Origin of the sequence: Mobilicoccus caccae (genome assembly GCF_030161635.1) — a bacterium.
GTDB classification, from domain to species: Bacteria; Actinomycetota; Actinomycetes; order Actinomycetales; family Dermatophilaceae; genus Mobilicoccus; species Mobilicoccus caccae.
In genome coordinates this window covers 784,642-806,880 of record NZ_BSUO01000001.1, presented here as the reverse complement: position 1 = coordinate 806,880, position 22,239 = coordinate 784,642, and the positions used below count along the sequence as shown (strand labels likewise).

At 70.8% G+C, this 22,239-nt stretch carries 22 protein-coding genes and 1 pseudogene; 7 read left to right on the top strand and 16 right to left on the bottom strand.

Annotated elements, in window-relative coordinates; genetic code table 11:
• Window positions 1-15: 15 nt before the first annotated feature.
• Window positions 16-1,014, bottom strand: coding sequence for a YeiH family protein (locus tag QQK49_RS03995; protein ID WP_284302814.1), 999 nt, complete (start codon window positions 1,012-1,014; stop codon window positions 16-18).
• Between the two features lie 136 nt (window positions 1,015-1,150).
• Here QQK49_RS03995 and QQK49_RS03990 point away from each other — a divergent pair, with 136 nt between their 5' ends.
• Window positions 1,151-1,321 carry a hypothetical protein gene (locus QQK49_RS03990; protein ID WP_284302813.1) on the top strand — a complete coding sequence of 57 codons (171 nt, stop codon included), beginning with the start codon at window positions 1,151-1,153 and terminating at the stop codon, window positions 1,319-1,321.
• Between the two features lie 59 nt (window positions 1,322-1,380).
• On the opposite strand, the gene QQK49_RS03985 is transcribed toward QQK49_RS03990, so the two are convergent.
• The 3 genes from QQK49_RS03985 to icmA all read right to left on the bottom strand — a co-directional run bounded on the left by QQK49_RS03985 (window position 1,381) and on the right by icmA (window position 5,203).
• Window positions 1,381-2,304: a co-chaperone YbbN gene (locus QQK49_RS03985; protein ID WP_284302812.1), complete on the bottom strand. Its 924-nt coding sequence runs from the start codon at window positions 2,302-2,304 to the stop codon at window positions 1,381-1,383.
• Between the two features lie 51 nt (window positions 2,305-2,355).
• Window positions 2,356-3,192 carry a M15 family metallopeptidase gene (locus QQK49_RS03980; protein WP_284302811.1) on the bottom strand — a complete coding sequence of 279 codons (837 nt, stop codon included), beginning with the start codon at window positions 3,190-3,192 and terminating at the stop codon, window positions 2,356-2,358.
• A 247-nt stretch (window positions 3,193-3,439) separates the two neighbouring features.
• Entirely contained in the window at window positions 3,440-5,203 is a 1,764-nt protein-coding gene (gene icmA, locus QQK49_RS03975; protein WP_284302810.1) for a coenzyme B12-dependent isobutyryl-CoA mutase large subunit, read from the bottom strand.
• Window positions 5,204-5,843: 640 nt separating this feature from the next.
• On the opposite strand from icmA, the gene QQK49_RS03970 reads away from it, so the two are divergent.
• The gene (locus QQK49_RS03970) at window positions 5,844-6,515 is read left to right on the top strand and encodes a hypothetical protein (RefSeq protein ID WP_284302809.1); all 672 of its coding nucleotides are present in this window, start codon (window positions 5,844-5,846) and stop codon (window positions 6,513-6,515) included.
• Here QQK49_RS03970 and QQK49_RS03965 read toward each other — a convergent pair.
• From QQK49_RS03965 to QQK49_RS03955, 3 genes are read right to left on the bottom strand one after another with little or no spacing between them, the layout of a single operon-like run.
• Window positions 6,505-7,413, bottom strand: coding sequence for a DUF2705 family protein (locus tag QQK49_RS03965; protein ID WP_284302808.1), 909 nt, complete (start codon window positions 7,411-7,413; stop codon window positions 6,505-6,507). The two genes, QQK49_RS03970 and QQK49_RS03965, sit on opposite strands and share 11 nt — an antisense overlap.
• Window positions 7,400-8,380 (bottom strand): ABC transporter ATP-binding protein, encoded by a 981-nt coding sequence (locus QQK49_RS03960; RefSeq protein WP_284305818.1) that lies wholly within the window; start codon window positions 8,378-8,380, stop codon window positions 7,400-7,402. Before QQK49_RS03960 ends, QQK49_RS03965 begins: the two co-directional genes overlap by 14 nt.
• Window positions 8,381-8,430: 50 nt before the next feature.
• Window positions 8,431-9,654 carry a LolA family protein gene (locus tag QQK49_RS03955; protein WP_284302807.1) on the bottom strand — a complete coding sequence of 408 codons (1,224 nt, stop codon included), beginning with the start codon at window positions 9,652-9,654 and terminating at the stop codon, window positions 8,431-8,433.
• Window positions 9,655-9,855: 201 nt separating this feature from the next.
• Between QQK49_RS03955 and QQK49_RS03950 the strand changes: the two genes are divergently transcribed.
• Window positions 9,856-10,014 carry a hypothetical protein gene (locus QQK49_RS03950; protein WP_284302806.1) on the top strand — a complete coding sequence of 53 codons (159 nt, stop codon included), beginning with the start codon at window positions 9,856-9,858 and terminating at the stop codon, window positions 10,012-10,014.
• A 76-nt stretch (window positions 10,015-10,090) separates the two neighbouring features.
• Here the strand turns inward: QQK49_RS03950 and QQK49_RS03945 are convergent, their stop codons facing one another.
• The 6 genes from QQK49_RS03945 to QQK49_RS03920 form a co-directional block, all read right to left on the bottom strand.
• Window positions 10,091-11,032, bottom strand: coding sequence for a sugar kinase (locus QQK49_RS03945; protein ID WP_284302805.1), 942 nt, complete (start codon window positions 11,030-11,032; stop codon window positions 10,091-10,093).
• A complete protein-coding gene (locus QQK49_RS03940; protein ID WP_284302804.1) occupies window positions 11,029-11,694 on the bottom strand; it encodes a bifunctional 4-hydroxy-2-oxoglutarate aldolase/2-dehydro-3-deoxy-phosphogluconate aldolase in 666 nt (221 codons plus the stop codon). Before QQK49_RS03940 ends, QQK49_RS03945 begins: the two co-directional genes overlap by 4 nt.
• A 2-nt stretch (window positions 11,695-11,696) precedes the next feature.
• Window positions 11,697-12,845, bottom strand: coding sequence for a galactonate dehydratase (gene dgoD / locus QQK49_RS03935; RefSeq protein WP_284302803.1), 1,149 nt, complete (start codon window positions 12,843-12,845; stop codon window positions 11,697-11,699).
• Between the two features lie 5 nt (window positions 12,846-12,850).
• Complete coding sequence (locus tag QQK49_RS03930; RefSeq protein WP_284302802.1) at window positions 12,851-13,666, bottom strand: carbohydrate ABC transporter permease; 816 nt, start codon at window positions 13,664-13,666, stop codon at window positions 12,851-12,853.
• Complete coding sequence (locus QQK49_RS03925; RefSeq protein ID WP_284302801.1) at window positions 13,663-14,508, bottom strand: carbohydrate ABC transporter permease; 846 nt, start codon at window positions 14,506-14,508, stop codon at window positions 13,663-13,665. Before QQK49_RS03925 ends, QQK49_RS03930 begins: the two co-directional genes overlap by 4 nt.
• A 168-nt stretch (window positions 14,509-14,676) precedes the next feature.
• On the bottom strand, window positions 14,677-15,975 hold the full coding sequence (locus QQK49_RS03920) for an ABC transporter substrate-binding protein (protein WP_284302800.1): 1,299 nt from the start codon (window positions 15,973-15,975) through the stop codon (window positions 14,677-14,679).
• 260 nt (window positions 15,976-16,235) lie between these two features.
• On the opposite strand from QQK49_RS03920, the gene QQK49_RS03915 reads away from it, so the two are divergent.
• The 4 genes from QQK49_RS03915 to QQK49_RS03905 all read left to right on the top strand — a co-directional run bounded on the left by QQK49_RS03915 (window position 16,236) and on the right by QQK49_RS03905 (window position 19,248).
• Window positions 16,236-17,036 (top strand): FadR/GntR family transcriptional regulator, encoded by an 801-nt coding sequence (locus QQK49_RS03915; RefSeq protein WP_284302799.1) that lies wholly within the window; start codon window positions 16,236-16,238, stop codon window positions 17,034-17,036.
• Between the two features lie 82 nt (window positions 17,037-17,118).
• The gene (locus tag QQK49_RS22575) at window positions 17,119-17,514 is read left to right on the top strand and encodes a response regulator transcription factor (protein ID WP_348536082.1); all 396 of its coding nucleotides are present in this window, start codon (window positions 17,119-17,121) and stop codon (window positions 17,512-17,514) included.
• Window positions 17,511-17,792, top strand: coding sequence for a winged helix-turn-helix domain-containing protein (locus tag QQK49_RS22570; RefSeq protein WP_348536081.1), 282 nt, complete (start codon window positions 17,511-17,513; stop codon window positions 17,790-17,792). Before QQK49_RS22575 ends, QQK49_RS22570 begins: the two co-directional genes overlap by 4 nt.
• Entirely contained in the window at window positions 17,782-19,248 is a 1,467-nt protein-coding gene (locus tag QQK49_RS03905; RefSeq protein WP_284302798.1) for a sensor histidine kinase, read from the top strand. The genes QQK49_RS22570 and QQK49_RS03905 overlap by 11 nt, the downstream gene beginning before the upstream one ends.
• 26 nt (window positions 19,249-19,274) lie before the next feature.
• Here QQK49_RS03905 and QQK49_RS03900 read toward each other — a convergent pair whose 3' ends face one another.
• The 3 genes and pseudogenes from QQK49_RS03900 to QQK49_RS03890 all read right to left on the bottom strand — a co-directional run bounded on the left by QQK49_RS03900 (window position 19,275) and on the right by QQK49_RS03890 (window position 22,211).
• Complete coding sequence (locus tag QQK49_RS03900) at window positions 19,275-19,799, bottom strand: MarR family winged helix-turn-helix transcriptional regulator (protein WP_284302797.1); 525 nt, start codon at window positions 19,797-19,799, stop codon at window positions 19,275-19,277.
• Window positions 19,800-19,934: 135 nt separating this feature from the next.
• A pseudogene (meaB, locus tag QQK49_RS03895) lies at window positions 19,935-20,911 on the bottom strand (methylmalonyl Co-A mutase-associated GTPase MeaB).
• A 94-nt stretch (window positions 20,912-21,005) separates the two neighbouring features.
• Window positions 21,006-22,211: an acetyl-CoA C-acetyltransferase gene (locus QQK49_RS03890; protein WP_284302796.1), complete on the bottom strand. Its 1,206-nt coding sequence runs from the start codon at window positions 22,209-22,211 to the stop codon at window positions 21,006-21,008.
• Window positions 22,212-22,239 lie beyond the last annotated feature (28 nt).

Here is a 22,239-nt window from a genome sequence, read left to right as displayed (position 1 = left end):
CCCGACTTCTGCCGGTCAGAAGACGAGCAGGACGCCTGCCAGCGCGATGGCGGCGACGGCGACCGTCGTCACCGTGGCCAGCGCGAACGGGCGGCCCCCGACGCCGCGCAACGTCGCGAAGCGGACCCCGCAGCCTAGGGCGAACATCGCCGCCGCGAGCAGCAGCGTCTGCGCGATCTTGAGGACCTCCAGCAGCTCCACGGGCACCAGCCCGGTGCTCCTGAGCGCGACGGCGGCGAGGAATCCGGCGACGAACAGCGGCATCAGCGGCGGGCGACCCGCCATCGGGCCGGCTCCCGCCCGCCGCGAGCGCCACCCGAACCACATGACGACGGGGGCGAGCATGAGCACCCGCGCCAACTTGACCACGACGGCCGTCTGCAACGCCGCACCACCGATGATCCCGCCCGCGGCCACGACCTGCGCGACCTCGTGGATCGATCCTCCCGCCCAGGCACCGGCGGTCGGGCCGTCGAGGCCGAACGCCCCCGCCGACAGCGGGACCAGCGGGATCATCAGCGTGCCGAAGAGGACGACGAGGGCCAGCGCGGTGACGACGTCCTCTTCGGCCTTGTCCTCCACCACGCCCTCGACCGCGGCCACGGCGGCCGCACCGCAGATCGAGAACCCCGCGCCGATGAGCGCCCGTTGGGAGGGGACGACCCCGAGCGCGCGGCCCGCGTACTCCGTCACCACCAGGCCACCGACGACCACGGCGACGACGACCGCGACCATCCCGACTCCGAGCCCCGCGATCGCCTGCAGCGACACCTGCAGACCGAGCAGGACGATCCCGAGACGCAGGACGTGCTTCGAGGCCACGGCGAGTCCGGGATGTATGGCCGGCGGCAACCTCACCGTGTTGGCGACGAGGACACCGAGGAGGATCGCCACCAGCAGTGCGCTGAGCGTGGGCACCACCGCGTTGATCCCCGACGCCACGAGCGCGGCACCGACGGCCAGTGCCAACCCTGGAAGGAGGTCGCGCCCAGCGCGCACGTTCGTCGATGTCACCCCACCAGCCTGACAGGCGCGCTCCCCCGACCCACCGGAATCCCGAGGTTAGGGGTCGAACCGGTGACCCCGGCGTCCGCTTTGAGCGTTACCCTCCGATTCGAGGCATGACGCACAAACGAGGGTGGGAGAGTTCATGGAGATCGCCGGCATCGCGGCGTTCCTGGCGGCGGGGCTGCTCGTCGTCTCGCTGCTCGTCAAGAGCCCCGAGGTCAAGCGCAACGTCCGGTTCGCCGCTGCGGCCAGCCTGCTGCTCGGCGGAGTCTGGATCCTGCTCGTGCAGGGGCCGGCGCTGCTCGGCGCGTAGGACACGCGGACACACGGCGGCGGCGCACACCGGGTGTGCGCCGCCGTCGTCGTCTTGTCTCAGAACAATGCGCTCATGAGGGCGCGGCGTGCCTTGACGACGCGCTCGTCCTGCGCGCCGACGACCTCGAAGAGCTCGACGAGGCGGGTGCGCACCCGCTCGCGGTCGTCCTCGATCGTGCGGCGGACCAGGTCGATGAGGCGCGAGAACGCGTCCTCGACGTGACCTCCGAGGACGTCGAGGTCGGCCACGAGGAGCTGGGCGTCGATGTCGTCGGGAGCATCGGCGGCGGCGCGACGGGCGGTGTCGAGATCGGCGCCCTGCGTGCGCTCCATGAGGGAGACGTTCGCGAGACCCGCCGCGGCGTCGGCGTCCTTGGGGTTCTTCTTCAGCGCGGCCTCGTACGCCTCGACGGCAGCGGCGAAGTCACCCTGCTCGATGGCGTCGTAGGCGGCCTGGTGCTCGGGAGAGAGCGGCTCGGGCTCCTGCTCCGCCGGCTCGGCGCCGACGTCGATCCGACCGTTGACACCGTTCTCACCGGCGACCTTGACGACCTCGGCGAACACCTTCTCCATCTGCTCGACCGGCTGCAGCCCCGGGTACAGGGGCATGGGCTGGGCGGCGATGACCGCGACCGTCATCGGGATCTGCTGCGCCTGGAACGCGGACGCGATCGCGCGGGCGGCGTCGACGTCGACCCCGATGACCCGCAGTCGACCACCGAGCCGCTCGGCCACCGCCACCGAGTCGGTGACGGCCTTCTCGGTCTCCGGGTGCGAGGCCGACCACAGGACCACGATCGCCGGCACCTCACGGGTGCTGAGCATCAACTCCTCGAAGGTGGCCTCGGTGGCGTCGACCCGGATCGAACCCGGCTGAACCCCTCCACCGGTGGCCTCGCCGCCCGTCGGGCCCTGCCCGAGCGAGGACAGGTCGACGGCACCACGAAGAGCGGACGAACGGATTCCAGGCTGCTCAGTCATACCCGCATTCTTGCCGAACAGACGGGGCCGTGTGAAACGCGGCCCTCCGCCCTACTTCTCCACGTGCTGGTAGTCGTAGGTGGACAGCCACTTCCATCCGCGGGTGGTGAAGGCGCGGGTCAGCGGCGCCGAGGAGACCATCATCCCCGGACGCACCTTGCGGCGGTCGGTGTAGGCCTTGCCGGCGGCCGGCGACACGGTCTTCTTGTAGATGTAGGGGTTCTGCACGGGGTTGATGTCGATGGCCCTCCCGTAGGAGTGCTTCGACCATCCTGTGCCGTTGGTGATGCGCCGGCAGTTGAACGCGGAGGTGTTGTTCGCCGCCATCGACCGGTCGTCGTTGCCCGCGTAGGCGGAGACCTCACGCATCCGCTGGATCGGGAACTTCGTGTCGATCCCGACCTGGAAGGCCTGCAGCGCACTGGTGGTGACACCGGCCGCGAGCACGAGCCGACCGCGGTGCATGCGTCCGTCGAACCCCCAGTGGTTCATCTCGACGGTGCGCAGGGCCGAGTGATGCACGGGGCAGCCGGGACGCCACGTCTTGGCCACGTCGGCGCGGGTCGTCGTGCGGATGGTGGGGTTGAGCACGGCCGCACGCCGGAGGGTGACGACGGGGCCGACCGAGCCCGCGGACGAGGTGAGCCGATGGCGGAACGTGCCCACCGCTCCCCGGCCGTAGGTGAGCCGCACCGCGTAAGTACCGCTGCGCGGCACGGTGAACCGCTGGTTCGCCTTCCACGTGCCGCGGACGTCGACCTGCAGGGTGAGGCGGCTGCCCGCCGGTGCGGTGCCGCGCAGCACCGGGTCACGCAGGGTGTCGTGGGTGATCCTCGTGGCCGACGTCGTGATCGACGCCGCCGATCGCAGGGGCGCCGACTGCGCCACGGACGGCGCTGCCAGGGCGAGAGGGACGGTCAGGGCGAGGGAGGTCGCGAGAGCGAGGGGGCGATACGCATACCGTGCCCGTCGGCCTCCGCGCGGCGGCTCTGAGGTGCTTTCACCCGACGAGTGTGACGCAGCGGCGCCCACATCCGGCGACACCTCGCGAGTTCCCTCGTCGACATGCAACTCGGACCGTCGCCTGTCGGCAACGGTCCGAGCGCCGTCGTGGGTGCCCCGTGGGGCGGCGTGATCAGAAGCGCGCGGGCTCGCGGTAGACGCCCCATTCGTCACGCAGGGCGTTGCAGATCTCACCGAGGGTGGCCTCGACGCGGACCGCGTCGAGCATCGCCGGGATCATGTTCTCCTGGGTGCGGGAGACCTCGACCATCGTGGTCAGCGCGGCCTGGACCGCGGCCTGGTCGCGGCCGTCCTTGCGGGAGGACAGCTCGCGGACCTGCTCCTTCTCGACCTCGTGGCTCACGCGCAGGATCTCCAGCTCGTTCGCCACGGACTCGGTGAGGCAGTTGACGCCGACGACCCTCTTGTCGCCCTTCTCGAGGCTGATCTGGTGCTGGAACGCGGCGTCGGCGATCTCCGACATGAACCAGCCCTCCTCGATGCCGCGCAGGATGCCGGAGGTCATCGGCCACTGGGCGTCACCGGACTTGTCGCCGATGTTGGAACGCACGACGTCGGCGAGGGCGTCCTTGTCCTCGGCGCCGAGGCCGCTGGTGCCCATGCGCAGGATCGAGTCGAAGATGCGCTCGGCCTCCGCCTCGATCTTGTCGGTGAGGGCCTCGACGTACCAGGAGCCACCGAGCGGGTCGGCGACGTTGGCGACGCCGGTCTCCTCCATGATGACCTGCTGGGTGCGCAGGGCGACCTCGGCGGACTGCTCGGTCGGCAGGGCGAGGGTCTCGTCGAGGGCGTTGGTGTGCAGGGAGTTCGTTCCGCCGAGGACGGCCGCCAGCGCCTCGGTGGCGGTCCGCACCACGTTGTTCAGCGGCTGCTGCGCGGTGAGGGAGACACCCGCGGTCTGGGTGTGGAAGCGCAACCACTGCGCCTTCTCGCTGGTGGCGCCGTAGACGTCACGCAGCCAGCGGGCCCAGATGCGGCGCGCGGCGCGGAACTTGGCGATCTCCTCGAAGAAGTCGACGTGGGAGTCGAAGAAGAAGCTCAGGCCGGGCGCGAAGGAGTTGACGTCCAGACCACGCGAGAGGCCGAGTTCGACGTAGCCGAACCCGTCGGCGAGGGTGAAGGCGAGCTCCTGCGCGGCCGTCGAACCGGCCTCACGGATGTGGTACCCGGACACCGAGAGCGGCTTGTACGCAGGGATGTTGGAGTCGCAGTACTCCATGAGGTCGCCGATCAGACGCAGGTGCGGCTCGGGGGCGAACAGCCACTCCTTCTGCGCGATGTACTCCTTGAAGATGTCGGTCTGCAGGGTGCCGTTGAGGGCGCCCGTGTCGCAGCCCTGACGCTCGGCGGCCACGAGGTACATGCAGAACACCGGCACGGCCGGGCCCGAGATCGTCATCGACGTGGTGACCCCGTCGAGCTTGATGTCGGAGAACAGCAGGTCCATGTCGTTGGCGGAGTCGATGGCGACGCCGCAGTGGCCGACCTCGCCGAGGCTCATCGAGTCGTCGGAGTCGCGGCCCATGAGGGTGGGCATGTCGAAGGCGACGGACAACCCGCCGCCACCACGGCCGAGGATCATCTTGTAGCGCTCGTTGGTCTGCTTGGCGTTGCCGAAGCCCGCGAACTGGCGGATCGTCCACGTGCGTCCGCGGTAGCCGTTGGGGTAGAGGCCTCGGGTGAAGGGGTAGACGCCCGGCCAACCGATGCGGTCGAAGTCGGGGTCGGCGGACTCCTGCTCGGGGCTCGGGCCGTAGACGGCGTCGACCTCCATGCCGGACAGGGTCGTGAAGTCCGCGTCGCGGACTCGGGCGGTGTCGAAGCGCTGCTGCCAACGCTCGCGACCGGTCATCTGCTGCGGCTCCGTCATCGTCATGCGACCAAACTACTAGGACTTCCTAGTAAATTTCCAGAGCGGGGACGACCGCTCACCGCGTCAGACCTACCGCTCGTCGTGCTACGGACGGGTAGGGCGGGGTGACGGCGCTCGAACCGAGGCGGGATCGGCGGACGTCGCGCCCGAAAGGCACTCGACACCCCGAAGTGGCACTTCACCCCCGAAATCATCCGGTGTAAAGACGGACTTTCGGGGGTGAAGTCGGGTCGCTTCCATCCCCCGGCCCGGTGAACGCCCGCCGCTGTCCACAGGCGAGCTTGCGAGGCCCCGGGACGCGCCGCCACCCCGCCAGGATGACGCGCATGAACCGCCACGACCGTGTCCTCGCGCAGCTCGGTGCTCTCCACGACCTCGAGGTCGTCTCGACGGCCGAGGCCCGGCGGGCAGGGGTGGGACCCGAGTCGCTGCAGCGGTGGGTGCGTGATCGGCTCGTGGTTCGGGTGACCCACGGCTGGTACGTCCGTGCCCGTGCGCGCACCCGGGAGGACTGGCAGCTCTGCGTGCTCGCAGCGCACGGCGAGGACGTCGTGGCCAGTCATCACAGCGCCCTGGCCCTTCGCCGACTCCCCGTGTACGGAGCCCGGATCTCGTCCATGTCACGCATCGCCGGCGCACACGCATGCGATACACCGATCGCTACGTCGTCCACGCCGCCGACGCGATCTCCCGAGCGACGAGCGGCCCGGTGGTGCCCGTCGCGGCGGCCGTGGTGCAGTGCGGGATCGCGTTCGGACCGGTCTCCATGCTGGTCGCCGGCGACGCAGCGCTCATGAGCGGCGCCACCGACCGTGCCGAGATCGCCTCGATCATCGAGGTCTACGCCCACTCTCCCGGGATGGCGGCCGTGCGCGAGGCGTTCCCCGTACTCGACCCCTGCAGCGAGTCCGTCGGCGAATCCCTCCTGCGGTACGCGCTGCACCTGCTCGGACGACCCGTCGAGACCCAGTACCGCCCGGCGCAGGGAGCGCGTCGATGCGACATGCGCCTCCTCGGCACCCCACTGATCCTCGAGTTCGACGGCATGGCCAAGTTCACGGCGGATCGCAGCCTCACGACGATGGGCGCGACCCGCGCCGCCGTCAGCTCGGCCGTCACGTCCGTGTTCGAGCGCGACGAGGAGCTCGGAGCCCAGGGCCTGCACGTCATGCACGTCACGTGGCATCAATTGCTCGACGCCGACGGCACTCTGCGCACCGCCGCACTGGACCGGCGCATCCGCACCCGCCTCGCCGCGATCGCCGCGGCCCCGACGCTCGAACCGACGGCTCGAGCGGGATCGGTCAGCTCGTGATGTCCTTGGTGCGGAAGCGCCACATCGCCAGGCCCAGGGCGATGACGACATAGGTGGCGAACACCCACAGTCCGTCCACCATGCCCTCGGTGAAGACCGGCTCTCGGAACAGGTCGATCGAGGCCAGCCAGTGGTGCGCGATGAGGTAGGGGTGCAGCCAGGCGAGTTGATCGAGCGTCGTGAGGATCTGCATCGACATCGTCACGACGACCACGGCGATCATCGCGGCGATGGGCTGCTCGGTCAGCGTCGAGATGAGGATGCCGATGGCGAGCACGGCCGCGAGCGCCGCGGTCGTGTAGAGCACCGCCGCCCCGACGCGCATCAGGCCCTCGGCGTAGGTGAGTTCGAACCCGGACAGGGTGAGGACCGGCCCCGACCCGAAGAGCACCAGGCCCGTGATCACTCCGGTGACCGCGATGACGAGGACGCCGATGAACAGCCCGACGAGCGCGGCGAGGTACTTGGCCAGCAGCAACCGGATCCGGCCGACCGGCACGGTGAGCACGTAGCGCAACGTTCCGCTGCCCGCCTCCCCCGCGATGGCGTCCCCCGACAGCGCCGCCGCGGCCAACGGCAGGAAGAGCGGCATCTGCACGATCAGCGCGGTCATCGCGATGAACATGCCGTTCTGGGTGATCGAGGAGAAGAACGGAGGCCCGCCCGCATCGGCCGGCGGCGCCGTGTACCAGACGGCGATCCCGAGGATCAGCGGCACGGCGGCGAGGATGAGCAGACCCACCTGGTTGCGGCGTCGGCCGGCGATCAATCCCAGCTCCGAGCGGACGAGGCGACCGAACGCCGCCGCCCACGGGCGACGGGCACGCACCCGCGACGCCGCATCGGTACGAGGGACCCCGCCGGTGTCCTCACTGACCCACGTCTCAACGACTGACATCGAAGCCCTCCCCGGTCAGCGAGACGAACAGGTCCTCGAGTCGCGGTGGCACGACCTCGAATCCGCGCACCCCGACCCCGGCACCGACCAGCGCGGTGACGAGGTCCTCGGGACGGGCGTCACCCAGTGTGGCGATGACTCCGGCCCCGGCGCCGTCGACGTCCCGCACCTGCGCGAGACCGGCGGACGTGAGGATCTCCGCGGCACGGGCCGCGTGCTGGGCGTCGGTGGTGGTGACCCGCACCTGGACCGGTGCCAGAGAACGGATCTCCCCGACGGTCCCCTGCGCGACGAGTGACCCGTCGCGCATGACTCCGAGGTGGGTGCACACCTGCTCGATCTCCGAGAGGAGGTGGCTCGAGACGAGCACCGTGACCCCCTCGGCGGCGAGCGCGGAGATCAGGTGACGGATCTCGCGGGTGCCCTGCGGGTCGAGTCCGTTGGTCGGCTCGTCGAGGATGAGCAGATCGCGCTCGGCGAGCAGCGCCGCCGCGATCGCGAGGCGCTGCCGCATCCCCAGTGAGTAGGCGCGAAACCGCTTGTCGGCCGCCGCCAGCAGCCCGACCCGGGTCAGCGCCGCGTCGACGCGCTCCCGGCACGTGCGTGGATCGGCACGGTCGTCGACGGCGTCGAGGCGTCGCAGGTTGGCCCGGCCGGTGAGGTGGTTGTGGAACGCGGGACCCTCGACGAGGGACCCCACGCGGGAGAGCACGTCGGAGGCGTGCGCGGGGATCGACCGGCCGAGGATGTCGATGTCACCGGAATCGGAGCCGACGAGCCCCAGCAGCATGCGGATCGTCGTCGTCTTGCCCGAGCCGTTGGGCCCGAGGAATCCGTACACCGATCCGCGCGGCACCAGGAGGTCGATGCCGTCGACCACCCTCGCCCGCCCGTAGGTCTTGACGAGCCCGCGGGTCGCCACCGCGGGCTCGACCCGCGGCGCGGACTCCTCGTGAGCGCTCACCATGGACGTGGTCGAGTCCCGCGCCCCTGATGACGCCGTCGTCGACGTGGCGGTCACCGGCCCTGCCCGAGGGCTGCGGTCAGCTGGTCGACGCCCACCGCGCCGATGGCGACGCGACCGTCGTCGGCCAGGACGGCCGAGAACAGGGTGCCGTCGAGCACGCGGCCCTTGCCCCACGATCCGGAACGCTCGGGCAGCGCGGCCAGGATCCCGGCCGGGTCGATGCCCCCGCCACCGTGCGGGCCATCGCTCGTCTCGGAGCCGGACTGCGCGGCCTTCTCGAGCGCGCCCGCCGGCGTCGAGGCGACGTACACGCGCTCCCAGCCCTCGCCGACGACCTTGGACGTCATGCCCGAACCGGCCTCACCCTTCTTGTGGGCCTCACTCTTCTTGTGGACCTCGCCGGACTTCGCCGCGCCATGTCCCTTGTCGTCACCGGACGCGTGCGCGCCGGCCTCTTCGACCGTGGTGCCCGAGGGCGGGGAGAAGGTGAACATGCGGTCCTCGACCGGGCCGAGATCCAGTGAGGTGAAGCCGATCTCGTACGCGGGCGCGTTGAGCTTGGTGGAGTACACCTGCACGCGCAGCGGCATCATCGTCTCTCCGTCGACGGCGAGACGGACGTCCTTGACCAGGGTGTTCTTCTGCTTGGGGGTGATCACGAGCTCGTAGGCGTCGCGTCCGGCGACCGTGGAGTTCGACGTGGTCGACACGGTCGAGTCCTCGGACAGGTGAGACAGGATTTCCTGCGAGGCCTCCTGCGGCGTCGTCGGCATCCCGCTCGGGGCGGCGCCCGGGTCCTTCGTGCCGGTCGTGCCGTGTGCGGCGCCGGTGGGCACGGTGTGGTGCACGGCCTTCTTCTCGGTGCTCGACCAGATCCAGGCGTCCTTGCCGTTGCGGATGACGTTGGTCTCGCCGGCCCCGCCCAGCTTGGCGATGCGCACCTGCTCGGGGCCGCCGTACCAGACCCGCACGGTGTGCGATCCGCTGACGAGCGACATGAGTTCGGGTGAGTCGGCGGCCCCGGGGATGGCGGGCAGGCCCAGGTCGGCCGTCGCGACGACCGTACCCGCCAGGGGCTTGATCTCGGCGGCCTGCATGCCGGTGAGGATCTGCTCGGCGGTCTTGGGTTCGAGACCGGAGTTGGCTCCGGCCTGCATCGCGCCGTAGCCGATGCCGCCCGTGACGACCAGTGCGGCCACGGTGGGCAGGACCCAGCGACGGTTGCGTCGGGGTGTGGTGGAGGTCGCGGGGGCGGTCGGCTCTGGACTCGTCATGTCTCCATGGTGCGCGCCCGACCTGACGCGATCCTGAAACGGCGACTCACGTGACGACCGGGCTGTGACGGGGCCGTCCGTGCACCGGTATTCGCTCTCCGGCTCGCCGATCCGGTCACCGGGTGTGAGGCTGGCCCGTAGGCGCACTCGGCTTCGCGCACGAGGTCGCCGAACCCGATGACGCACGTCGAAGGAGTTGCCATGTCGGACCAGTCACCCACCGATCCCGAGCAGTCCAGGCTGAGCAGCGACCCGGATCCGGACCCCGACCAGAGCGTGAGTGCGGAGCAGCCCCCTGGTCAGGGCACACCGCAGGAGGATCCCGACCCGGACCCCGGCGCCGGGGAGAGCGGATCCTGACCAGACACACACGCATCGAGGGCCTCCGGCATCACCGGAGACCCTCGATGCGTCTGCTTGCGCCGGTCAGCTCGTCCTACCGCGTGACGTCGCTGGCGGCCCCGGACAGCAGCCCGAGCTCGTGGCGCCGCGGCAGCCCCTCCCAGTCGCCGACGGTGGAGACCGCGAAGGCGCCGAGCGTCATGGCCCTCTCGAGGCAGGCCTCGTCGGACACGCCGTCGAGGCGTCCGCTGAGGTAGCCCGCGGTGCACGCATCGCCCGCGCCGACGACGTCGACGACGGTCACCGGCCGGGCCGCGGCGTCGAGGCGACGACCGTCGCGGTGGAGGGTCGCACCCTCGCCGCCCCGCTTGAGCAGGACCTCGGCGCAGCCCCGGTCGGCCAGGTCGGCGATCAGGTCCTCCTCCGACGCCCCGTCCTCACCGACGAGGTCGAGTTCGTCGGCGGAGGCGACCAGGAGATCGACGTGGGGCACGATCTCGGTCAGCACGGCCCGCGCGTCCTCCCGCGACCAGAGGGCCGCGCGGTGGTTGACGTCGAGGCTCACGGCGACGCCGCGCCGCGCCGCCTCCGTGACGACGGTCAGGGTCGTCTGGCGCGCCGTGTCCGACAGCGCGGGGGTGATGCCGGTGACGTGCAGCCGGCGCGCCCCGTGCTCCAGGGCCTCGAGAACCGGCGCCTCCGTCAGGCACGACCCGGCGGAGTCCTTGCGGGCGTAGGCCACCCGTGCCACGTCGGCGGTGCGCCGCTGGAGCAGCATGAGTCCTGCGGGGCGCCCGACCGGGTCGGCCCGGACCACGTCGACCCCCTCGCCCGTCAGCGTCGCGGCGACGAGGTCACCGAGCGCGTCGTCGGTCAGCCCGCCGACCCACCGGGCCCGGTGGCCGAGCCGGGACAGGGCGATCGCCACGTTGGACTCTGCGCCCGCCACGTGGGCCGTGCATGCCGCACCGGAGACCAGTGCTCCGCTCGTGCGGAACGAGACCATCGTCTCCCCGAAGGTCACCAGGTCGATCACGTCGGCGACCCTCCGAGGTCACGGACCGAGGCGACGAACGCCCGCGCCCGCTCCCGCAGGGCGATCAGGTCGCCGCCGCGCGCGGCGTCGCCGACGAGCGGGCCACCGACGCCGACACCGACCGCGCCGGCCTCGATGTACCGCGGGACGTCCTTGGCGCCCACGCCCCCGACCGCCATGAACGCGATGTCCGGCAGCGGATCGCGCAGGGCCTTGAGGTAGGCGGGACCGCCACCGGCTCCGGCGGGGAAGAGCTTGACCACGCTCGCCCCTGCCTGCCACACCGCGTACGCCTCGCCGGTGGTGTAGGCCCCGGCCGCGACGGGGAGCCCCGCCTTCGCGGCCGCCTCCACCGACGGCGCCGGACAGGGCGTGACGACGAACTCCCCACCGGCGCAGAGGACGTCGGCGACGTTCCCGGTCGTGAGCACCGTCCCGGCGCCGACGAGGGTGCCGCAGGGACGCGCCTGCGCCAGCTCGGCGATGACGTCGAGGGCGCCCGGAGTCGTCAGCGTCACCTCCACGAGCGCGATCCCCTCCTCGAGCAGCGCATGTCCCGTCGCCAGCGCCGCCGCGGTGGAGTCGCCACGGACGATCGCCATGACCCGGTGCCGCCGCACGAGGTCGAGGAACATCTGCTCCCGGCTGCCGTCCCCTGCCACGGTCACCACTCCGCGAACGAGCCGTCGGTGTGCCGCCAGATCGGTCCGCGCCAGGCGTGCCCACGCCGGTCGGCGGCGCGCACCGCGGCCTCGTCGATCTCGATGCCGAGTCCCGGCCCGGTGAACCGTTCGATGTGCCCGTCGACGAACTGCAGCGGGCTCGTGTCGAGCACGTAGTCGAGCACCTCGGCGTCCTCGTTGTAGTGGATGCCGATGCTCTGCTCCTGGATGAGGTGGTTGTAGGTGGCGAAGCCGACCTGCAGGGACGCCGCGAGCGCGAGCGGCCCGAGCGGACAGTGCGGCGCGAGTTGCACGTCGAAGGTCTCGGCGAGCGCGGCGATCTTGCGCACCTCCGTGATCCCGCCGGCGTGGGAGAGGTCCGGCTGGGCGACGGCGATCCCCGCCTGCAGCACCGGCAGGAACTCCTGGCGGTTGTACAGCCGCTCCCCCGTCGAGACCGGCAGCGTGGTGGAGTCGACGAACCGTCCGATGAGGTGGGAGTTCTCGGGGGTCACCGGCTCTTCGAGGAAGAACGGGCGGTACTCCTCGAGACGGTGGGCCACGGCGCGCGCGGTGGCGAGCGTGAACCGGCCGTGGAAGTCGACGGCGACGTCGCGATGCTCGCCGAGGACCTCACGCGCCGCGGCCACGCGGGCGACGACACCGTCGACCTCACCGACCGAGGCCAGCGGCCGCATCCGGCCGCTGGCGTTCATCTTGACCGCGGTCATCCCCGCCTCGCACTGGGCGGTGATGGCGTCGGCGACCTCGGCGGGCTCGTCCCCGCCGACCCAGGCGTAGACCCGGATCCGGTCGCGCACCGCGCCGCCCAGCAGTTGGTGGACCGGAGCTCCCAGGTGCTTGCCGGCGATGTCCCACAGCGCCTGGTCGATGCCGGCGACGGCACTGGCGAGGATCGCGCCGCCCCGGTAGAAGGACCCCTTGGTCAGGACCTGCCAGTGGTCCTCGATGCGCAGCGCGTCCCTGCCGATGATCAGCTCGGCGAGCTGGTCGACGGCCGTGCGCACGGTCTCCGAGCGTCCCTCGCACGTCGCCTCGCCCCAGCCGACGAGGCCGGAGTCGGTCTCGATGCGCACGAACAGCCAGCGGGGCGCGACGAGGAAGGTCTCGACCGAAGCGATGGTGGTCATGTGTGTCAGCCCTTCGTCGCGCCCGCGGTCAGACCGCTGACGATGTATTTCTGCGTGAACAGGGCGATGACCATGATCGGGAGGGTGACGATCGTCGCCGCCGCCATCAGCCCGCCCCAGTCGATGCTCGCGTAGCCGACGAAGTCGAAGATCGCCACGGGCAGCGTCTTGGTCGACCTCCCCGAGAGCACCAGCGCGAACATGAAGTTGTTCCAACTGAAGATGAACGACAGGATCGAGGCGGTCGCGATACCGCCCATCGCCAGCGGCAGGCAGATGCGCCAGAACGTCCCGATGGGGGTGAGCCCGTCGACCATCGCCGCCTCTTCGAGCTCGATCGGCAACCCGTCGAAGAACCCCATGAGGATGTAGACGATGAGCGGCAGCGACACGAACATGTGCGACAGGATCAGCACCGTGAAGCTGCCGACGAGGCGCATGTTGGAGAACACGTAGTACCAGGGCACGAGCAGCGAGACGCCCGGGATGATGCGCGCCATGAGCACGACCAGCGCGCTGCGCTTCATGCCGAAACGCGACATCGCGTACGCCGCGGGCACGCCGAGCAGCAATGAGAGGAACGTCGCCGCGGCGGCCACCCAGAAGCTGTTGAGGATGAAGCGAGAGTAGTTGGCCTGCTGCAGGACCGTCGTGTAGTTGTCCAGCGTCGGCGTGAAGACGAAGGCCTTGCTCGCGTCGTAGATGTCGACGTTCGTCTTGAGCGAGGCGAGCACCATCCATCCCAGCGGTGCGACGAGGATGACGACGACCAGCGTGATCGCGAGGGCACGCAGGAGTGACAGACGTCGGCGCGTGGTCATGTCCGGTCCGCCTTCGAACGGGTGAGGACGAACATGGCCCCCACGATGATGAGGAAGAAGATGACGAGCACGGCCGAGGAACGGGCGTATTCGTTGTAGTCGAAGCTCAAGCCGTAGGCGTAGACGTTGAGGGTCTCGACCTCGTGGAAGGAGCCGCCGCCCTTGCCCTTGGTGGCGTAGAGGATGTCGAAGGTCTTGAGGGCGTCGATGCCGCGCAGCAGCACCGCGACGATGACCGTCGGCATCATGAGCGGCAGCGTGATGTACCAGAACCGCTGCCAGCCGCTGGCGCCGTCGATGAGCGCGGCCTCCTGCGGTTCGTCGCTCAGGGAGGTCAACCCGGCCAGCAGGATCAGCGCCACCATCGGCGTCCACTGCCAGATGTCGATGAGCATGACGGTCCACAGCGCGCTGGTCTGACCGGCGAGCCACGGCTGGGGCGGGATGCCGACGAACCCGAGCAACTGGTTGGCGAACCCGATGTTCGGGTCGAAGATCAACCGCCACATCATGCCGACCGCGACCGGCGTCGCGACCAGCGGCAACAGCACCGCGACGCGCACCCAGCGCTCACCGCGGAAGGGGCGCCACAGCAGCAGAGCGACACACATCCCGAGCACGACCTGCACGGCGAGCGTGACGCCGGTGAACAGACCGGTGCGCCACACCGCCGGCCAGAAGCGTTCGGTGTCGGTGAGGATGCGGGCGTAGTTGCGCAGGCCGATGAAGTCTGCCGAGGCGCGCACCGATCCGGAGGCGTCGGTGAGGCTCAGGTAGAGGGTCCACGCGAGGGGGAAGACGATGAGCGCGGCCACGAACGCCATGGCCGGCGCGGCGAACACCCATTTGATGTGACGGTTGGCCCAGCGCGAGAGCGCCGAGGGCTGCCGTCGGCGCCGCAGGGGGCGGACGCCGTGGTCGACACGTCGGTCATTGGCTCCTCGATTCGAGGTCGGGCGCGGCTCGTCGGCGGCCCTGGTCCCACGACCGGGCCGCCGACGACCGCACGGTCACAACTCGTCGTCGAGGAACTGCTGGAACGCGGTCTGCGCCGCATCGGCCGCCGCGGCGGAGTCCTTGCCGGTGATGGCGTCGACGATCGGGGCGCCGACGATCTCACGCGCCTTGGCCACCTGCACGACCTGCGGGCGGTCGTGGTCGACGCCGGTGCCCTGGCTCGCCTTGATCGCCTCGGCGAGGTCGGCCGGGTAGGACTCGATGCCCGCCGGGTCGTCCCACGCCGACTGACGCGCGCCGGGCACTCCGGCTTTCTGCTGCGTGAGCACCTGCTCCTTGCTCGTCGCCCACTTGACGAAGGCCCAGGCGTTGTCCTGGTTCTTGCTCGCCTCGTTGACGCCGAGGGCCCAGGAGGGGATGTTGTACGGCTTCGACCCGGCCGGACCGGCGGGGAACACCGCGAACCCGACGTTCTCGGCGACCTTGCTCTTGGCGGGGTCGGTCGCGTTCTTGTAGAGGGAGTCGGCCTCGGTGTAGAAGCCGGCCTTGCCCTGGGTGAAGATCGCCATGGCGTCGGGCCAGCTCATGTCGGTGCTGACGTTGGCCGGCCCCGAGTCCTTGATGAGACCGCCGTACATCGCGTACGCCTGCTTGGCCTCGGGGGTGTTGACCGCCGCCTTGCCGTCCTTGCTGAAGTCGCCGCCGTAGCTGTAGAGGAAGCTGGAGAACTGGGTGACGGCCGCGGTGCGGGCCGTGCGCGCGACGAAGCCTGCGGTGTCGGGGTTGTCGGCCTTGATCTTGGCGGCCGCGCTCTTGAGCTCATCGAGGGTCTTGGGCACCTTCAGGCCGGTCTTCTGCAGCAGGTCCTTGCGGTAGTACAGGACCTCGCGCTCGGTGATGAGCGGCACGCCGACGACCTTGCCCTCGGCGGTCGTCGCCGAGACCGGGGCCTTCTGGAAGTCGGACCACGAGAAGGCCTGATCGCCGTTCACGCGCTCGGTGAGGTCGGCGAGGTAGCCGTTCTTGGCGAACTGCCTGCCCTCCTGCAGGGGGCGGTACATCATCACGTCGATCTCGTCCGAGCCGGCGTTGAGCTTGACGTTGTACTGGTCCGAGAGCTGATCCTCACCGAGCTGGGTGAGTTCGACCTTGATGCCGGTCTCCTTCTCGAACTGCGGCAGGGCAGCCTTCACGTTGTCGGTCCACACGTGGTTGGCGAGGGTGACCCGGACCGTTCCGCCCTGTTGACCCCCTCCGGAGGATCCTTGGTCGTCGCCCCCGTTGCCGCAGGCGGAGAGCCCGAGCGCTGCGAGAACGGCCACCGATGTGGTCCAGGCGAGTGAGTGACGCATCGTGGGGACCTCCAGTGTCCTGCCGGCACGACGTCGTGTCCGGTCGATGACGAACCGACACTCGTCGGCTCATTGCGGCGATGCTAGGTCCATAAAACAGACGAATCAAGTGTTCCGGTGGTCACATCTACGACCGACCGTGAGATGCGCCGACATTCGACCCGTGGACACGGCAAGCTGCACTAGAGCCCCTGACGGTCGTGACGACGATGCGCGATGCTGTGGCCGTTCCCGACATCGGGTCGAAAGGGGTCGAGTCCATGAGTGCCGACACGCGCGGCGATCTCCACCAGCACGTCCTCGATGCGCTGGGGCTCGACATCACGGCCGGACGCCTCGCCCCCGGGCAGGTGCTGTCCATCGACGCGCTCAGCGAGCAGCTCGAGGTGTCGCGCTCGGTGGTCCGCGAGGCGATCCGGGTGCTGACGTCGATGGGGCTGGTCCAGTCACGACGCCGGGTCGGCACGGTCGTGCGGGCGGCCTCGGGGTGGAGCCTGTTCGATCCCACCCTCATCCGCTGGCGACTGGCGGGCCGCGACCGGCTCGATCAGTTGCACGCGCTCACCGAGCTGCGCGAGGCCGTCGAGCCGATGGCCGCCCGCCTCGCCGCCGAACGGGCCGACGGCCAGGACCGCAGCGAGCTCGTCGCCCTCGCCGCCCGCCTCTGGGAGGCCGGGATGTCGGGTGAGCCCGAACGCTTCCTCGAGATCGACGTGGAGTTCCACGACGCGCTCCTGCGCGCCTCGGGCAACCCGATGTTCGCCCAGCTCGGCTCCACGGTCACCGAGATCCTCGCCGGCAGGACCAGACACGGCCTCGTGCCCGCCATCCCCCAACAGGCCGCGTTGCAGGATCACGTCGACGTGGCCACGGCCATCCAACGCGGCGACGCCGATGCCGCGAGCGACGCGATGAACCGGATCGTCCGCCGCAGCAACGAGGAGATGGACGAACTGTTCCGCGAGGGCGACCCGGAACCGACCGAGCCGACCGACGCCCCGACGCCGGGCACGGCCTCCTCGGCCACCGAGCTCCCCGGGGACGACCGGCCCCTCGACTAGACTCGAGCGCAGTCGTGCTCGTGGGTGGGGCGCCTTTCGTCGCCCAGGGTGCCCCGTCCCCTGCTCCGCGAAGGAGATCCACATGCGTCTGCTGGTCGTCGAGGACGAACCGGGCATGGCGCGGGCGTTGAAGCGGGGGCTGACGGCCGAGGGGTTCGTCGTGGAGGTGGCACGCGACGGGCGCGCCGGGCTCGACGCCGCCAGGTTCGGGGAGTTCGACGCGGTGCTGCTCGACGTCATGCTGCCGCAGCTGAACGGGTACGACGTCGTGCGCACCCTGCGCGCCGAGGACAACTGGGTGCCGGTGCTGATGATCTCGGCCAAGGACGGCGAGTACGACGAGGCCGACGGGCTCGACTGCGGCGCGGACGACTACCTCACCAAACCGTTCTCGTTCGTCGTGCTCCTGGCGCGGTTGCGCTCCCTGTTGCGCCGCTCCCCGCGCCGCGGCCCGTGGTGGCCAGCGCCGCCGGGGTGAGCCTGGATCCGAGTACCCGTGAGGTGACCTGCGACGGAGCCCCCGTCGACCTCTCCGCCCGGGAGACCTCCCTGCTCGAGCACCTCATCCGCGCCCACCCCCGCCCGGTGAGCAAGGAGCGTCTGCTGGACGACATCTGGGCCGGTGCCAGCGCGGACCCCAACGTGGTCGAGGCGTTCGTCGGTCACCTGCGGCGCAAGATCGGCCGCGAGCGCATCGTCACCGTGCGGGGGCTGGGGTACCGGCTGGCACAGCAGGACTCCCCCGATGCCGGCTGACGCGACCAACCTGCCGGGGCGGCCGCCGAGTTCCCTTGCGACGTCGTCGCCGTCGCGCACCACCACGCGCGCCCGGGGACTGCGGGCGCGGATCGTGGCGATCACCACGGGACTGCTCGCCGCGGTGCTCCTGGTGGGCGCGATCGCGCTGTCGGCGCTGGTCGTGACGATGCAACGGTCGGCTCTGGACGCCGAGCTGCGACAGACCGCCCAGCAGATCGCGACGCTCGTCGCGGAGAACCGGGTGCCGGCGACGCTGCCGGTCTCCGGCGCGCGGCTCGTGCAGGTCGTGGACCCCACGGGCGCCGTGGTGTCGGCCTCGCCGGCCGCCGATCGCCTGACGCCGCTGCTCGCACCCGCGGAGCTCGCGACGGCACGAGGAGGCAAGGCCGTCGAGGTGTCGGCGGGGCGCGTCGCGGAGAGCGGGCGGCTGCGGGCCGTCGCCCTTCCCGCCGGGCCGGCCTCGCGGCAGGCGACGGTCATCACCGCCTCCGACGTCGGCGACCTCGCCGACACCCAGCGCGGGCTGTGGTTGGGCCTCGCGGGTGGGGTGCCCCTCGTCCTGCTCGTCGCGGCGGTGCTCGCGTGGCGTGCCGTGGGAGCCGCGCTGCGCCCGGTCGACGCCCTGCGCGCCGGGGCCGAACGTATCGGGGCCGGGGGTGAGGGCGAGGCGGAGTCGTCCGGGGAGCGCACGCGCCTGCCGGTGCCGGTGGCGCAGGACGAGATCCGGGCACTGGCCGTGACGCTCAACGGCATGTTGGACCGGCTCGACGAGGCCGCCGCGGGCCGGCGCCGGTTCATCGCCGACGCCGCGCACGAGTTGCGCAGTCCCGTCGCGAGTCTGCGGATGCAGGTGGAGGTGGCGGCCCGGCTCGACCCCGACGACGAACTGGCCGCCGAACTGCTGCCCGACGTCGAGCGTCTCAGCCGCCTCGTGGACGACCTGCTGCTCCTGGCCCGGGCCGGATCGGCGCAGACGCCCTACCGGCCCGAGCCTCTGGATCCGGTAGAGCTGGCCGCGGGGGTGGTGGCGAGGTTCGTCGACGCCCGGGTGCCGGTGTCGCTCGAATCCGGCTCGGGTGCCACGGTCGTCGCCGACGCCTCCGCCCTGGAGCGCGCCCTGGTGAACCTCCTGGAGAACGCGGTGCGCCATGCCGAGACCCGCGTCGACGTGCGGGTGCAGCCCGCGGACGGGCACGTCGCGATCGAGGTGTGCGACGACGGGGTGGGGATCGCGGAGTCCGACCGTGAGCGGGTGTTCGAGCGTTTCACCCGCCTGGACGAGGCGCGCGCACGAGACTCCGGCGGCAGCGGTCTCGGACTGTCGATCGTGCGAGAACTGGTCCGCCGGGAGGGCGGGGAGGTCAGCCTGCACGACAACGTCGGCGACCCCCACACCGGACGCACGGGCCTGCGAGCGAGGATCGTCCTCCCACCCGCTGACGCCGGACGCTAGCGAGTTCTGGTGTCAGGCGTCCGGTGTCAGTCGCCGGCCTCGTCGACGTCACCGTGGCCGATGCGGACCTTCTCCAGGAGGCGGAAGAGTTCGACGCGCTCGGAGCCGGTGAGATTGCCCAGCCCGAAGCCCGCGTCGACGAGCCGATGCATCCCGGACTCCGCGACAGCGCGCCCCTCGGGGGTGATGACGGCGAGGGTGCCGCGACCGTCCAGGGGGTTGGGGACGCGCTCGACGTACCCCTGCGACTCGAGCCGTTGGACGAGGCTGGTGGCGCTCGTGGGGTGGACCATGAGCCGCTCCCCCACCTTGCTCATGGGCAGGCGCCCCTCACGGCTGAAGGTGAGCAGGACCAGCGCCTCGAACCGGGGGAACGTGAGGTCGTACTCCGCGAGCAGCGAGTCGAAGTGGGCGAGCAGGAGTTGCTGCACCCGCATCACCGAGGTCGCCGCCGCCATCGACTGCGGCGCCGAACCCCGCCCCCAGGTGCGCTCCCATAACACCGCAGCCCGGCGGATGGGGTCGAACGCGAGCACTCGGGAGGCCTTCATGCAGGTCAGAGTACCGAGGGCGCTGGGCGACCACCTACTCCCCTGGGCGGCCAGGGGCATCACTACAGGAATGACAGCAGCGTCGGTGCTGCCATGGCGACACCGACGCTGCCTTCATCCCTGCGGTCATCGGCGTCAGGCCGAGCCCGCCGTCCCGTCCAGCGCGGTCAGCACCTCGTCGGAGGCGCGGTAGGGGTCGGTCTCGCCCGCGACGACGGAGGCCGCGAGGTCGTCGATGCTGTGTCCGTCGCGCAGGTCACCCATGCGGGCCCGCAGGTCGCCCAGGACGATGGCCTCGATCTCGTCGGCCGCCCGGGCGCGGCGGCGACGTTCCAGCTCACCGTGTTCGGTCATCCACGCCAGGTGCTTCTCGATGCCCTCGACGACCTCCTCGACACCGTGCATGCGGTCGGCCATCGTCTTGAGCACCGGCGGACGCCACAGGTGGGGTTGGGTGCGGTCGCCGAGGCTGATCATGTGCCGGATGTCGCGCACGGTGGCGTCGGCACCGTCGCGGTCGGCCTTGTTGACGACGAAGAGGTCGCCGATCTCGAGGATTCCGGCCTTGGCGGCCTGGATGCCGTCACCCATGCCGGGCGCGAGGAGCACGATCGTCGTGTCGGCCATCCCGACGATCTCGACCTCGCTCTGCCCGACGCCGACGGTCTCGACGAGCACGACGTCGCAGCCGGCCGCGTCCAGCACCCGCATCGCCTGAGGCGTCGCCGACGACAGCCCGCCCAGGTGCCCGCGGCTGGCCAGGGAGCGGATGTAGACCTCGGGGTCGAGCGCGTGGTCCTGCATGCGCACCCGGTCCCCCAGCAGCGCCCCGCCGGAGAACGGCGAACTGGGGTCCACGGCCAGCACGCCGACCCGCTTGCCCTGCTTGCGCAGGACCGTGACCAGCGCGTTCGTCGAGGTGGACTTGCCGACTCCCGGGCTGCCCGTGATGCCGATGATGTGCGCCCGACCCGTGTGGGGTGCCAGCGCGGCCATCACCTCCCGCAAGGCGGGATGCGCGTCCTCGACCAGCGAGATCAGCCGGGCGACGGCCCGGGGAGCCCCCGGCGCGCGGCTTCCACGAGTGCAGGGACATCGACCTGACGGGCCATGCTGGAACTACCTCTTCTGATCGTGGGCGGAGTGGGACCGCCGGCGGGTGGGGTGATGCCAGCCTGGCACGACACCACCCGCCGGCGGGGTGGATCAGGACTTCGGTACGCGGACGATCAGCGCGTCGCCCTGACCGCCACCACCACACAGGGAGGCGGCCCCGACGCCGCCGCCGCGGCGCTTGAGCTCGTGCGCGAGGTGCAGGGTGATGCGGGCACCGGACATCCCGATCGGGTGCCCCATGGCGATCGCGCCACCGTTGACGTTGACCTTGTCGGCGTCGATGCCGAGCGCCCGGGTGGAGGCGACACCGACGGCCGCGAAGGCCTCGTTGATCTCGACGACGTCGAGGTCGGAGGGCTCGATGCCCTCCTTGCGGCAGGCCTCGAGGATCGCGTTGGACGGCTGACGCTGCAGCGTGGAGTCCGGCCCGGCGACGACCCCGTGGGCGCCGATCTCGGCGAGCCACTCCAGGCCGAGTTCCTCGGCCTTGGCCTTGCTCATGACGACGACCGCGCACGCCCCGTCGCTGATCTGCGAGGAGGAGCCTGCGGTGACCGTGCCCTCCTTGCTGAACGCCGGACGCAGCTTGCCCAGGCTCTCGGCGGTGGTGCTCGCGCGGATGCCCTCGTCGGTGGCGAACTCGATCGGGTCGCCCTTGCGCTGCGGGATCGAGACGGGGACGACCTCGTCGGCGAACACGCCGTTCTCCCACGCCTTGGCGGCGAGTTGGTGGCTGCGGGCCGAGAACGCGTCCTGGTCCTCGCGGCTGATCTCGTCCTCGCCGGCGTTGGCGTCCTCGGTGAGGTTGCCCATGCCCTGGTCGGTGAAGGCGTCCCACAGACCGTCGTAGGCCATGTGGTCGCGCATCGTCACGTCGCCGTACTTGTAGCCCGAGCGGCTACCGGTGAGCATGTGCGGGGCCTGGCTCATGGACTCCTGGCCACCGGCGACGACGATCTCGTACTCACCGGCGCGGATGAGCTGGTCGGCGAGCGCGATGGCGTCGACGCCGGACAGGCAGACCTTGTTGATGGTCAGCGCCGGGACGTTCATCGGGATACCGGCCTTGGACGCCGCCTGACGTGCGGGGATCTGCCCCGCGCCGGCGGTGAGGACCTGGCCCATGATCACGTAGTCGACCTTGTCGGGGGCGACCCCCGCCTTCTCCAGGGCTCCCTTGATGGCGAAGCCGCCCAGGTCTGCCCCGCTGAAGCCCGACAGCGAGCCGAGCAGCCGCCCGATCGGTGTGCGGGCGCCGGCGACGATGACGGTGCTGGGTCGGTCTTGAGCGTTCATGTACTGGCCTCCATGGCATCGAGAGTCC

What these genes read in the sequence shown, in the direction of transcription:
- dgoD (WP_284302803.1), bottom strand. Translation starts at nt 12,845, where the DNA reads ATGACCACCATCGCTTCGGTCGAGACCTTCCTCGTCGCGCCCCGCTGG.
- icmA (WP_284302810.1), bottom strand. Translation starts at nt 5,203, where the DNA reads ATGACGATGACGGAGCCGCAGCAGATGACCGGTCGCGAGCGTTGGCAG.
- QQK49_RS03960 (WP_284305818.1), bottom strand. Translation starts at nt 8,380, where the DNA reads ATGGTGAGCGCTCACGAGGAGTCCGCGCCGCGGGTCGAGCCCGCGGTG.
- QQK49_RS03965 (WP_284302808.1), bottom strand. Translation starts at nt 7,413, where the DNA reads ATGTCAGTCGTTGAGACGTGGGTCAGTGAGGACACCGGCGGGGTCCCT.
- QQK49_RS03900 (WP_284302797.1), bottom strand. Translation starts at nt 19,799, where the DNA reads ATGAAGGCCTCCCGAGTGCTCGCGTTCGACCCCATCCGCCGGGCTGCG.
- QQK49_RS03890 (WP_284302796.1), bottom strand. Translation starts at nt 22,211, where the DNA reads ATGAACGCTCAAGACCGACCCAGCACCGTCATCGTCGCCGGCGCCCGC.
- QQK49_RS22575 (WP_348536082.1), top strand. Translation starts at nt 17,119, where the DNA reads ATGCGTCTGCTGGTCGTCGAGGACGAACCGGGCATGGCGCGGGCGTTG.
- QQK49_RS03920 (WP_284302800.1), bottom strand. Translation starts at nt 15,975, where the DNA reads ATGCGTCACTCACTCGCCTGGACCACATCGGTGGCCGTTCTCGCAGCG.
- QQK49_RS03905 (WP_284302798.1), top strand. Translation starts at nt 17,782, where the DNA reads ATGCCGGCTGACGCGACCAACCTGCCGGGGCGGCCGCCGAGTTCCCTT.
- QQK49_RS03955 (WP_284302807.1), bottom strand. Translation starts at nt 9,654, where the DNA reads ATGACGAGTCCAGAGCCGACCGCCCCCGCGACCTCCACCACACCCCGA.
- QQK49_RS03950 (WP_284302806.1), top strand. Translation starts at nt 9,856, where the DNA reads ATGTCGGACCAGTCACCCACCGATCCCGAGCAGTCCAGGCTGAGCAGC.
- QQK49_RS03985 (WP_284302812.1), bottom strand. Translation starts at nt 2,304, where the DNA reads ATGACTGAGCAGCCTGGAATCCGTTCGTCCGCTCTTCGTGGTGCCGTC.
- QQK49_RS03970 (WP_284302809.1), top strand. Translation starts at nt 5,844, where the DNA reads ATGCGATACACCGATCGCTACGTCGTCCACGCCGCCGACGCGATCTCC.
- QQK49_RS03915 (WP_284302799.1), top strand. Translation starts at nt 16,236, where the DNA reads ATGAGTGCCGACACGCGCGGCGATCTCCACCAGCACGTCCTCGATGCG.
- QQK49_RS03990 (WP_284302813.1), top strand. Translation starts at nt 1,151, where the DNA reads ATGGAGATCGCCGGCATCGCGGCGTTCCTGGCGGCGGGGCTGCTCGTC.
- QQK49_RS03930 (WP_284302802.1), bottom strand. Translation starts at nt 13,666, where the DNA reads ATGACCACGCGCCGACGTCTGTCACTCCTGCGTGCCCTCGCGATCACG.